This window comes from Mucilaginibacter arboris (assembly GCF_009754915.1).
In the GTDB taxonomy this organism is placed as follows: domain Bacteria; phylum Bacteroidota; class Bacteroidia; order Sphingobacteriales; family Sphingobacteriaceae; genus Mucilaginibacter_A; species Mucilaginibacter_A arboris.
Map to the genome: position 1 here is coordinate 50,307 of NZ_WPIK01000008.1, position 11,683 is coordinate 61,989.

The 11,683-nt window shown below is 42.0% G+C and carries 8 protein-coding genes; 3 read left to right on the top strand and 5 right to left on the bottom strand.

The window, feature by feature from the left end:
• The 3 genes from GO621_RS10075 (at position 1) to GO621_RS10085 (ending at position 3,609) form a co-directional block, all read left to right on the top strand.
• Positions 1-567 (top strand): K(+)-transporting ATPase subunit C, encoded by a 567-nt coding sequence (locus tag GO621_RS10075; RefSeq protein WP_157566614.1) that lies wholly within the window; start codon positions 1-3, stop codon positions 565-567.
• A gap of 132 nt (positions 568-699) precedes the next feature.
• Positions 700-1,842, top strand: a complete 1,143-nt coding sequence (locus tag GO621_RS10080) for a sensor protein KdpD (protein WP_232335631.1) — start codon at positions 700-702, stop codon at positions 1,840-1,842.
• Positions 1,843-1,845: 3 nt separating this feature from the next.
• On the top strand, positions 1,846-3,609 hold the full coding sequence (locus tag GO621_RS10085) for a HAMP domain-containing sensor histidine kinase (protein ID WP_157566618.1): 1,764 nt from the start codon (positions 1,846-1,848) through the stop codon (positions 3,607-3,609).
• Between the two features lie 147 nt (positions 3,610-3,756).
• Here GO621_RS10085 and GO621_RS10090 read toward each other — a convergent pair whose 3' ends face one another.
• From GO621_RS10090 to GO621_RS10110, 5 genes are all read right to left on the bottom strand, one after another.
• Complete coding sequence (locus tag GO621_RS10090) at positions 3,757-6,909, bottom strand: efflux RND transporter permease subunit (protein WP_157566620.1); 3,153 nt, start codon at positions 6,907-6,909, stop codon at positions 3,757-3,759.
• A gap of 24 nt (positions 6,910-6,933) precedes the next feature.
• Positions 6,934-8,037, bottom strand: coding sequence for an efflux RND transporter periplasmic adaptor subunit (locus tag GO621_RS10095; protein WP_157566622.1), 1,104 nt, complete (start codon positions 8,035-8,037; stop codon positions 6,934-6,936).
• A 30-nt stretch (positions 8,038-8,067) separates the two neighbouring features.
• Positions 8,068-9,369 (bottom strand): TolC family protein, encoded by a 1,302-nt coding sequence (locus GO621_RS10100; RefSeq protein WP_157566624.1) that lies wholly within the window; start codon positions 9,367-9,369, stop codon positions 8,068-8,070.
• A gap of 195 nt (positions 9,370-9,564) precedes the next feature.
• Positions 9,565-10,926, bottom strand: coding sequence for a sensor histidine kinase (locus GO621_RS10105; protein WP_157566626.1), 1,362 nt, complete (start codon positions 10,924-10,926; stop codon positions 9,565-9,567).
• 12 nt (positions 10,927-10,938) lie between these two features.
• Entirely contained in the window at positions 10,939-11,607 is a 669-nt protein-coding gene (locus GO621_RS10110) for a response regulator transcription factor (RefSeq protein ID WP_157566628.1), read from the bottom strand.
• Positions 11,608-11,683 lie beyond the last annotated feature (76 nt).

Consider the following 11,683-nt stretch of genomic DNA (forward strand, 5'->3'; position numbering starts at 1 on the left):
ATGAAAACATATTTGTTGCCCTCAGTTAAAATAACTGTTGTCCTGCTCGTGGCCCTGTCTGGCCTGTACCCATTAGCAATAGCAGGAATCGGAAAGTTTACGCCGGGCCATGGCAATGGTGAAACCATAATTTATAAAAGCCGGGTAGTTGGCTATGCCGGAATAGGACAAAAATTTACCAGGGATGACTATTTCTGGTCTCGTCCGTCTGCCGTTGATTATAATGCTGCCGGTTCCGGAGGTTCAAACAAAGGCCCTTCCAATCCCGACTACCTGAAGCAGGTGGAAGGCAGAATTCAGGATTTTTTAAAGCACAATCCACAAGTAACACGTGCACAAATACCGGCAGAACTGGTTACCGCATCCGGAAGTGGTTTAGATCCAGACCTTTCTCCCGCAGGGGCACAAGTGCAAATAGCACGCATAGCCAAAGTTCGAAGATTAACAGTTGGACAAGTAACACAACTTGTTAATAGTCATATCGAAAAACCCATGCTTGGTTGTTTTGGTCCGTCAAAAGTAAATCTATTAAAACTGAACGTGGCACTTGATGAATTGAAAAAATAGTCCAAACCCAGGCATTGGTAGCATTGAAGATAATGTGCGGATTTTATTTATGAGAAACAGCAATGCTTCTTTTAGCACTAAAAAATTGATATTGGTTAAAAGTTCTGATCCAACTATAACAACAAGCTTACAATGGTACCTAACATGACAGTAGAAAACAAAGATCAATCCGTTGAGCATTTCCTTGAACTGATCAAGCGTTCCAGGCGTGGCAAATTTAAAGTTTACATTGGCATGATTGCCGGTGTTGGTAAAACCTACCGAATGTTAATGGAGGCACAAGCCTTGTTGCGTAATGGTATTGATGTAAAAATAGGTTACATTGAAACCCATAACCGAATAGAAACAGAAAGCCAGTTACCTGGTTTGCCAATAATTCCTTGTCGGAAGTTGTTTTATAAAGGCAAAGAGCTGGAAGAAATGGATGTACAAGGTATTTTGCATTCCTCGCCGGAAGTGGTAATTGTAGATGAACTTGCACATAGCAATATTGAGGGCAGCAAAAACCAGAAACGCTGGCAAGATGTAGTTGATATTTTGAACGCAGGAATCAGTGTAATCTCGGCGGTAAACATCCAACACCTGGAAAGCTTGAACGATGAAGTACAGCGGGTTACAGGCATTGCAGTTGCAGAACGTATTCCGGATAGTATTATCGAAACGGCTGATGAAGTAGTGAACATAGACCTAACAGCCGAAGAACTGATTGGGCGATTGCAGGCCGGAAAAATATATGATCAAAGTAAAGTCCAAACCGCATTAAGTAATTTTTTTCAACCCGATAAAATTTTACAGTTGCGGGAACTGGCCTTAAAAGAAGTAGCCCATCAATTAGAAAGGAAGATCAATGCTGAAGTGCCCAAAAATATTAAATTAAAGGAGGAACGTTTTTTAGCATGTATTTCTTCCAACAATGAAACAGCAAGAAACGTGATCCGGAAAACGGCAAGGCTGGCATCATATTATCGCTCCCGTTGGATAATGCTTTATGTGCAGACCAGTACAGAAACAGGAAACCGCATCCGCTTAAACAAACAGCGATATCTAATCAATAACATGAAAACGGCAACCGAACTCGGCGCCGAAGTAATTAAATTAAAAAGTGACTCCATCAGCAGTAGCATTATTGCCATAGCCGAAATGCACGAAATAACAACAATTTGTATAGGCAAACCTCATTTCAATATCTTTCAGATCATTTTAAAAACAGCCGTATTTAACCAGCTGCTTAAAAAGTTATCTGCTTCTGCCATTGATTTGATTATTTTATCTTGAATTATGAAAATAAAAACTAAACTCCGCCTTGGCTTCACTTTTTTATTTGTGATTTTTTTGTTTCTGGGCGGAATAGCCGTATGGTTCATCCGCGAGCTTTCCCAGGCATCTTCCCAAATATTAAAAGACAATTACAAAACCTTGCAGTATATGCAAGTAATGATCAAGGATTTAGGTGATGAAGCTAAACCTCTTTCTGCTAATACCCAGAAAATCTTTGAGCAGACTTTGCAGCAACAGGAACACAACATTACCGAACCAGGCGAAGGTGTTGCAACTAAACAGCTTCGAAAAGAGTTTGACCGAATGCAGGCCGGCGAAGAAAGCGGGCAAATAATTTTAGGGCATAAAAGAAGCATCAGGTCGGCCATTTTCGCCATTATGGAATTAAACAATAAAGCAATCATTAAAAAAAATGACATCGCCAGAAAAACTGCACACGATGCAACGCTTTTTGTAGCTCTGATGGCCACCTTTAGTTTTTTAATTGTTTTTAGCTTTATTATTAATTTCCCCGGTTATGTAGCCAATCCAATCCGGGAACTTTCTGCAGGTATCCAAGAAATTTCCAACAAAAATTACCAGCGCCGGATACATATTGATTCTAACGACGAGTTTGGTGATCTGGCAGAAGCATATAACCGAATGGCTGCGAAGTTAGAAGAATACGAAAACAGTAACCTGGCCAAAATACAGTTTGAAAAACTACGGATCGAAACAATAGTACAAAACTTAAACGATGCTGTAATTGGGTTTGATGAAAGCGGACGGGTATTATTTGCCAACCCAACAGCCTTGCGTTTAATGAATTTAACTGAAAACGAAGTAACCGGAAAATATGCGCCCGATATTGCCTTGCAAAATGATCTTTTTAAGCAATTGCTGCAGGAAAACAAACAAACTACGGCCATAAAAATTTTTGACGACGGTAAAGAAAGTTATTTTAGCAGAGAGATGTACCGAATCACTGTTCCGGCAAATAATTCAAACACGGAAGAAAAAGCAGTGGTAAAAACAGTAAAGGATATTGGCTCGGTTATCCTGCTTAAAAATATTACCCGTTTCCATGAGCTGGACGAAGCCAAAACTAATTTTATGGCAACCATTTCGCATGAGCTAAAAACCCCTATTGCTGCTATTAAAATGAGTTTAAAACTACTGGCAGACAAGCGGGTAGGGGATTTAAATGAAGAACAGGATTACCTGATGCGGAACATGCAGGAAGATAGCGACAGGCTTTTAAAAATAACCAGCGAATTACTCGAACTAACCCAGGTTGAAACCGGTAAAATTCAACTTAAATTTCAGCAGACAAGCCCGCAGGCTATTATTGATTATGCCTTTAATACCGTCCGTTTTCTGGCTTTACAAAAAAATATACGAATTGATATGCAAGTTGATGATGGGCTACCCAAAGTAAATGCTGATGTAGAAAAAACGGCTTGGGTATTGGTTAATTTTTTGTCGAATGCCATTCGTTACAGTGCAGAACATTCAAGCATTGAACTGAAAGCAACAGTTAAACAAAAAATGGTAGAAATATCTGTACGCGATTTTGGAAAAGGTATTGAAGATAAATATCTGGAACGCATTTTTGACCGCTATTTCCAGGTACCAACGGATTTGAAAGAAAAAGGCGGAACAGGGCTGGGACTGGCAATTTCCAAGGATTTTATAGAAGCACAAAATGGTAAAATCTGGGTTGAAAGTGCTATTGGCGAAGGAAGCAAGTTTTATTGTGCGCTGCCTTTTATCCATGATATTTAATTACAATCGCCCTATTTACACACTCCTTTTATCCCGTAAAAACAGTAATTTGTGAAGTTATAATAGATAAGGTATAAACTTTACAGCGATAAAAGAAGCATTGAACATTATTTGTGGGCAAGATAATAGGCTATATAGGGTTTTTACTTATTTAGTCGTTTCATCTGTTTTTCTGTAAGCCCAGCCAAAGATCAGCGGGAATACCCATAAGCTAAACACCATTGCACAAAGGATACCGCCTATTACCACCCTTGCCAAGGGACGGGAACTTTCTGATCCGATGCCATGCGATACGGCTGCCGGGAATAAACCGATGGCGGCCATCAGGGCTGTCATCATTACCGGCCTGATCCTGGAATTGACCCCTAATTTTAAGGAAGTGTATAGCGATTGGTGCTGGCCTTTAAATTTATCGATATTTTGTTTGAACACCGTGATGAGCAATACGCCGTCCTGGATACAAATGCCAAATAAAGCAATAAACCCGATACCGGCAGAAATACTAAAGTTTGTACCAGTGATGAGCAGCGCCAGGATACCGCCTACTATGGCAAAAGGCACGTTCAGGAACACCAGGGCTGCATCCTTAATATTGCCAAACATTACGTAAAGCAGAAAAAAGATGAGGGCCAGGCTGATGGGCACCACTTGTGTCAAACGTTTTTCTGCCCGTTTCTGGTTTTCAAAATCGCCCTGCCAGGCTAAATGGTAACCGCGTTTTACTTTAACCCTGGCTGCTACTTTTTGCTGGGCTTCGGCAATGGTGCTGCCCATATCCCTGCCCCTGATAGAAAATTTAAGGGTGGCATAACGTTCGTTGGCATCCCTGAAAATTAAACAAGGCCCGGTTTTCTGGCTGATGGTGGCTATTTCTTTAACCGGCACTTTTCCCCCGCTTTGCGTAGGCACCAGCAAATTTCCGATGTCGGAAGGTGTTTTCCTGAAGGCTTCCGGGAAACGGATCCGGATATCGAACGTTCTTACGCCTTCGTACAAGGTAGAAGCGGCCGTTCCGCCAATAGCCATCGAGATCACAGAATTGGCATCCGAGGTAGTTACGCCGTACTGCGCCATTTTCTGCTGGTCCAGGTTTATGTCCAGTTCGGGCAAACCGATGCTTTTTAGAACACCCAGGTCTGCAATGCCCTTAACCCCTTTTAATACGTTATATATTTCATTTACTTTTCCTTCTGCGTAATTTAAAGAATCACCGTAAACCTTTACCACGATCGAACCTTTTACACCGGAAACAGCTTCTTCAACGTTATCGCTGATGGGCTGTGAAAAGTTAAGGTCGGCGCCCGGGAGTTTGGATAGCTTGGCATTCATCTGGTCGATCAGCTCTTCTTTCGTGATCTTAGGCTTCCAATCGTCCTCCGGGTACATCACCACATCAAATTCGTTATTGTAAAAGCCTGCCACATCTGTTCCGTTATCCGGCCTGCCTGTTTGAGACACTGCATATTGTACCTGCGGAAAAGACATTAATATTTGTCGTACCTGTTTTGATGTTTCCACTGATTTATCAAGCGATATACTGTAAGGAAGCTGCACCCTTAGCCAGATAGAGCCTTCGTTCAGTTCCGGTAAAAACTCGCTGCCCAAAAAGCTAAACGAGAATAAGCCCACAGCCATTGCAATTAACGAAGTAATGACCACCAGTTTTTTATACTTAAAGGAAGTGGTAAACCCAAAAAGCATAAACTTGGAAAGGTTGTGCACAAAGGGGTTATGTTTTTCGTGCACATTTTTGTTTAAAAGGAGGCTGATCAATACAGGTACCAGCGTAAGCGTGGTAATTAATGCACCAAGCAAAGCAAAGCCAAGTGTAAAAGCAAGCGGCGAAAACAGTTTGCCTTCTACTTTTTGAAAGGCAAACACCGGCAGCAGGCCTGTAATGATGATGAGCTTGGCAAAAAAGATGGCTTTGCCCAGGTTAGCACCATTATTTTTGATGAGGCCCAGCTTGATCTTTTTATTGAACCGTTCCATTCCCATCTCGGTAGCCTCATGGTCTAGGATCACGAACATGCCTTCCACCATTACCACCGCCCCATCTATAATGATACCGAAATCAACAGCGCCCAGTGAAAGCAGGTTAGCAGACATGCCCATCAGGTGCAGGCAAATAAAAGCAAACAGCAGCGCCAGGGGGATGATGATGGAAACGATTAGCGTGGTGCGCCAGTTAAACATAAATATAGACACCAGAAAGGTTACCAGCAGGATGCCTTCGATCAGGTTATGCAATACGGTGTGCGTGGCAAAACCGATCAGGTTGGAGCGGTCGTAATAAGGTACGATCTTGGTATCGGCCGGCAAAACATCGTTGTTGATCTTGTTGATCTCGGCTTTTAAAGCAGCCAAAACCTCGGTAGGGTTCTGGCCTTTTCGCATTACAATAATAGCTTCAACCGCATCTGCATCATCAACTACCGTCCTTTTGCCATTTTTATCAATTATCGCATCGCTCCTGCCTACCCATCCCAGGCGCGGTACATTTGAAATGGAAACGGTGGCCACATCATTCACAATAACGGGCACGCCATTGTTGTTGCTCACCACAATATTCCTGATCTGGTTGATATCCTGCAGCAGCCCTAAGCCCCTTACTGCAAAGGCCTGGTTGTTCTGCACGATCATATCGCCCCCAACGTTCATATTGGTTTTTTGAACGGCAGCAAAAACATCTAAAGGCGTAATACCCAGGGTAGCCAGTTTGCCTGGGTCAACCGTTATTTCGTAAGCTTTTGTTTTACCGCCAAAACTATTGATATCGCCTATTCCCGGGATAGCCCTCAGCCGCCGGTCGATCACCCAATCCTGTATCGTTTTTAATTCCCTCACATCGCGTACAGAACTTTTTAAGGTGTACCTGAATATTTCTCCGGTTGGGCCAACCGGCGGCTGTACAGCGGGGGTAATGCCGGCAGGTAAAGTAGCGTTGGTTAACAGGTTGTACACTTGCTGCCGCGCTTCCTGGTCTGACACGTTATCTTCAAAAATTACCTTCACATAGCTTAAGCCAAAAATAGTGGAAGAACGCAGGCTGGATTTCTTTTGGACCGGGTTTAGGGCGATCTCTATCGGAATGGTTACCAGTTTTTCAACCTCTTCTGCACTTTGGCCCGGCCATTGGGTAATAATATCTACTTCGGTATTGGTCACATCCGGAAAAGCCTCAATGGGCATTTGCATAAAGGTGATTACGCCCGTTACAACCAGGGCCGCCGCAAGAAATAGAATGAGGTATTTGTTTTTTAATGAAAACCCTATGATGCCTCTAAGAACTTTGATCATTTCTGTTGAATTGAAGATGAAGGTTTAGCTGTTTAATGAGCCATAAATGAGGATGGCATCTGATGCGACCACCCGTTCGCCAGGGGAGAGCCCGCTTTTAATGTAGGCCGTGTTTCCGTTAATGCTGATGATATCCACGGGCCTGATCTGTACATTTTTTTCTCCCTTTACAATAATTACATAATACTGGCTATGATCAAAAACAAGGGACTTGCTTGAAATAGAAATTGCCTGTTTGTTTTCATTATTATTTACGCTTACCGTAGCAAACATCTGCGGCTTTAGTAGGTAGCCCGGGTTGTTTAAAACCACCCGCATTTTCATCACTTTTGTGGTCGGGTCGATCACGTTCATGATCTCGTTTATTTTACCTTTAAAAACCTTATCCGGATAGGAAATAGTCGTTACATCAACGGGGTCTCCCTGGTGTACCTTGCCTATATTTTCTTCGTAAACATTAGCCTGTACCCAAACGTTTTTCAGGTCAGATATGGTAAAAAGGCCGGTATTATTGTCTGTGCGGATGGCCATGCCATTGGTTACATTCTTTTGTACGATAAATCCGTCTATAGGCGCTTTGATAATATACTCGCCATTGGTATTATTGCCATTGATGCTTAATATTTTCTGCGCCGCCGTTCTGGCCGCTACAGCCTGTTCATACGCAACTTCGGCATTGGTTATATCCACTTGCGATGCCAAACCGCTGTTGAACAGGTCTTTTTGCTGAGACAATTGCCGCGCTGTTAAACGTACAGTAGCTTCGGCCGTAACCAATGAAGAGTTATAATTAGCTACTTCGGCACTTTTTACTACGCCCAATACCTGGCCGGCGTGTACATAATCACCAGGCATTACATTAACGTTTTGCACATTACCGCTAACCAATGGAAAAACATTAACTACATTATTGGTATTAAAATCTACGATTCCGTTAAAATTAATCACATCAATTATGTTGGAAGTCTTTACGGTATCGATCGCCAGTGTCTTCCATAAAGAATCAGGGATTACGTAAGGCGCACGTGCATCACTGGTTGTTTCGGTGCGTTTACAGGAAAACAGGTTTAATAATACCAGGCAGAAGGTTACCGTACGGATGCTGTTTTTAATGGTACTTTTTTTCATGGATATGTGGATAGAAAAAATAGTTGCGGGTTATTGGTTAAAGAAAGGTGTACCGGTAACAAAATTGAGCTGCTCTAATGAGGTAACCCGGTTAAGCTGGATGTTATTTAACTGCAGGGTATTTACCTTGTAGGAATCATAAAAATCAAGGAACTCCAGCAAGCTGATATTCCTTTTTTCGTAGTTTTTAAATACTTCACCGATCAAATGCGTAAAATCACCTTTAAATTTCGGGTCAAAACTATTATATATGGTTTCGTACCGCAGCGCTACCTTATAATTGGCAGCTACATCGCTTTCTACCTGGTTTTGCTGGTTCTGTAATTGTACCTTGCTTTGGTCGATGGCAATCCTGGCTTGTTTAATGGCGCCCTGGTTGCGGTTAAAAATAGGCAAAGGAAAATCGATGCCTATGCCCGTATAATCCCTGATATAACTTGCTTGTTTATCATAATTCACACCAATATTAACATCAGGAACAGCGAGCGCTTTTTGCAGGCTCAGGTTTACGTTGTTATAATCCAATGTTGCCTTGCTTAGCTTCAGATCATTACGGTTAACATAGGCCGAATCAAGCAGCCTTTGATAAGGCGTGGTGAGCACCACTTCTTTGCCATCCAGTTGATAATCGTATCGGGGCACGATATAAGCATTCGGTTTTGCCCTGATCAGGAACTTAAGCTGGCTTTCTGTTGTATCTATACCCACATTTAAATTTGTAAGTTCTGATTGCAAAGAGTATAACTGCGACTGGATGCGCAAGACTTCTTTTTCGGCAATGTTGCCTTTGCTGTATTGCACTTTATAGGCAGTTAAAAGCTTTGTTAAAGAACTGATCTCGGCATCATAAACCCTGGCCGACTGCTGCTGGAAATAGATGGTAAAAAAATCGTTCCGTAAGGTTAGTTTGAGTGTACGCAACAGGTCAAAGAATTGATACTGCGCCTGCTGGATACCGATTTTAGCCAGGCGGATATTTTTATTACGCTTGCCGGCAGTTAAAAAAAGTTGGTTTATGCTAAAGGTGTATTCGCCTGTTTGGCTGCTCACATCGAGTATCCTTTTTGTATTGGGGTTATAAAGCACATTGGAAAAATTGAAATCAGGGTTTTGAAAAAGCCGGGCGGTTATTACCTGTGCCTCTGCATTATTGATTTCGTAATGCTGTATGATTAACTGAAGGTTGTTTTTTAAGAACTGGTCTTCGGCTTGTTTAACAGTAAGCTGCAGCGTATCAGTGCCTTGCGTACGTGTTTGTGTAAAGGCCGGATTTCTGATAGTTACCAGCAGCAACAGGCAAAGCCAAAATACATTGACTGGTTTGAGATGCATGAATTAAGATTTGCATCAAAAATAGGGTGATAAAAGAAGCATCAGATTAAAGCGGGATTAGAATTTAAAGGCCCGTTTAGTTTATCCTTTTTTACCCATGCTTCTTTTACCGGCATAAAATCAAAGCCCGAGAATTATAGTGATAAAAGAAGCATGGCGATTGTCGTTATCACCCCATACAAAATCCAGCCGCTGCTACGAAGCTTTAAACTCGATCGTAAAAACAGACCCTTTGCTGGCAACAGAATGAAAACTGATGTTCCCTTTAAATAAACGGACCACTTTATCGGCAATATACAAACCAATGCCGCTGCCCAGGAAACCATAAGCGTTTTCTCCCCTGAAAAACGGGTTGAAGATCTGGTCGCGGTTAATTTCTGTAACACCGATCCCCTGGTCTTTTACTTGTATTTGTATCCGTTTATCATCCGCTAAAAGCGTAAGCTGAACGGGTTTATCTTCAGAAAACTTAAAGGCATTTCCAATAATATTATTTAAAGCAATAATTAAAAGCTGCCGGTTTACTGATAAAGTAAGGTGGGCTTCATCTTCCGGCAGTTGCAGCATCGAAACATCCAGCATCTTTTTGCCGTACTTTTTGTTCCATTGTTGCTGCAGTTCCCACACCAGGTCATCTATACGTACATTCGATTGCTGAGCGATGGTATAATCGGCATCAACCTGGGCAAGTTCCATTAAATTGCTGATGGTTTCTTTTAATTTTTCAGAATCATGGAGGATAGATCTGAGCAGTAACTGATATTCTGCTTCGCTTCGCGGACGGTATAAAGCCACCTCGATCTCGCCGATAATACTGGTAACCGGTGTCCGTAATTCATGCGAAGCATTGGCAATATACGTTTTCTGCATCTCAAAAGCATTTTCCAGGTGCTCCAGCAGTTGGTTAAAGTTCCGGGCCAGTTCGCTTATTTCATCCTTGTTGTGGTCTTCCTTAACCCGCAGGTTCAGGTTATTTGCTTTGATCCGTTGCATTTGCTTTACTACTTTATCTAAAGGCAGCAATGCTCCCTGCGCAAACCATCTGCTTATAAAAAATAAACTGATGCCCACCGATACAAACAGAAAGAGCATGATTTCCCACATCTGTTTCAACCGGTGCAAACCTTCAAAATCACTTGCCGAAACCAGGATCACGAAATTTCCCTGGTTGTCTTTGTAGTAAATGCCAACCGCCTGCCGGTTTCCTTCCACAAATTGCAAATAGCCTTTTTGGCGCACCTGGTTAATAATGGCTGCATTCCAGTACTGCATTTTATCCTGTATAAACTCGGCATTGTTATCACTGTTATAAATCCTTACCACCTCGCCCGGCAGCTCGTTTAAATATAATATCCTGACCTTGTTAAGCGAGTCTGTAGATATTTCGTCGGCCTCGAGGTAAAGCCTTGCCGTAACATTTGCCCGTTCTTTTAAATGCAGGTAAAAATCATCACGAAAAAATACAACGAAGGAAAGATAAATGGCAATAAAAACAGCCAGCAACACACCCGAGCTAATTAAGGTGAAATAAAGGGAAAGGCGGTTCTTGATTTTCATTTTGCCAGCCAGTTATTTCAAAATATATCCTTTGCCAATAACCGTATGTACCAGTTTTCGATCATGCCCTTTCTCTATTTTTTTGCGTAGGTAGTTAACGTAAACATCGATCATATTCGTACCTGTATCAAAGTCAATCCCCCAAACTTCTTTAGCAATGGTTTGCCTGGTTAAAATTTTATTTTTATTGCGGATAAAAAGCGCCAGCAGATCAAACTCCTTAGCGGTTAAATTGACGGCGGTGCCTGCCCTGGTTACTTCATTGTTTAAAGTATTCAGCACGATGTCTTCAAATTCAAGAACAGGCGCAGCGCTTTGGTTTTTTCTTCTCAGCAGTGCTTCAATACGTGCCAGCAGTTCGTTAAAATGAAACGGTTTAAGCAGGTAATCATCTGCACCTGCCTTCAGGCCTTTTACCTTATCCTCAACCGTTCCTAAGGCCGTAAGCATCAGGATAGGCACTTCTGTATTTTTTAAGCGGATTTGTCGGCAAAGTTCTACACCGTTAACGTAAGGCAGCATCACATCAAGGATAATTAAGCTGTATTCCATGTTCAGAACACGCTTTAATGCTGCCGCACCATCTGGTGCAAGTTCAACATTAAACTGGTTTTCTTCCAGTCCTTTTTTAATAAAAGCGGCTACTTTTTCCTCGTCCTCAACTAAAAGTATATTGATCATTGCTGGAGGCAAATATAACGGAACGGTTTATGGGATTATGCTTCTTTTACCGCCTAAATTCTACTGTATATTTTGT

Excerpts from the sequence above, each read along its gene's own strand:
- GO621_RS10090 (WP_157566620.1), bottom strand. The coding sequence starts at position 6,909 with ATGATCAAAGTTCTTAGAGGCATCATAGGGTTTTCATTAAAAAACAAA.
- GO621_RS10095 (WP_157566622.1), bottom strand. The coding sequence starts at position 8,037 with ATGAAAAAAAGTACCATTAAAAACAGCATCCGTACGGTAACCTTCTGC.
- GO621_RS10080 (WP_232335631.1), top strand. The coding sequence starts at position 700 with ATGGTACCTAACATGACAGTAGAAAACAAAGATCAATCCGTTGAGCAT.
- GO621_RS10105 (WP_157566626.1), bottom strand. The coding sequence starts at position 10,926 with ATGAAAATCAAGAACCGCCTTTCCCTTTATTTCACCTTAATTAGCTCG.
- GO621_RS10100 (WP_157566624.1), bottom strand. The coding sequence starts at position 9,369 with ATGCATCTCAAACCAGTCAATGTATTTTGGCTTTGCCTGTTGCTGCTG.
- GO621_RS10075 (WP_157566614.1), top strand. The coding sequence starts at position 1 with ATGAAAACATATTTGTTGCCCTCAGTTAAAATAACTGTTGTCCTGCTC.
- GO621_RS10110 (WP_157566628.1), bottom strand. The coding sequence starts at position 11,607 with ATGATCAATATACTTTTAGTTGAGGACGAGGAAAAAGTAGCCGCTTTT.
- GO621_RS10085 (WP_157566618.1), top strand. The coding sequence starts at position 1,846 with ATGAAAATAAAAACTAAACTCCGCCTTGGCTTCACTTTTTTATTTGTG.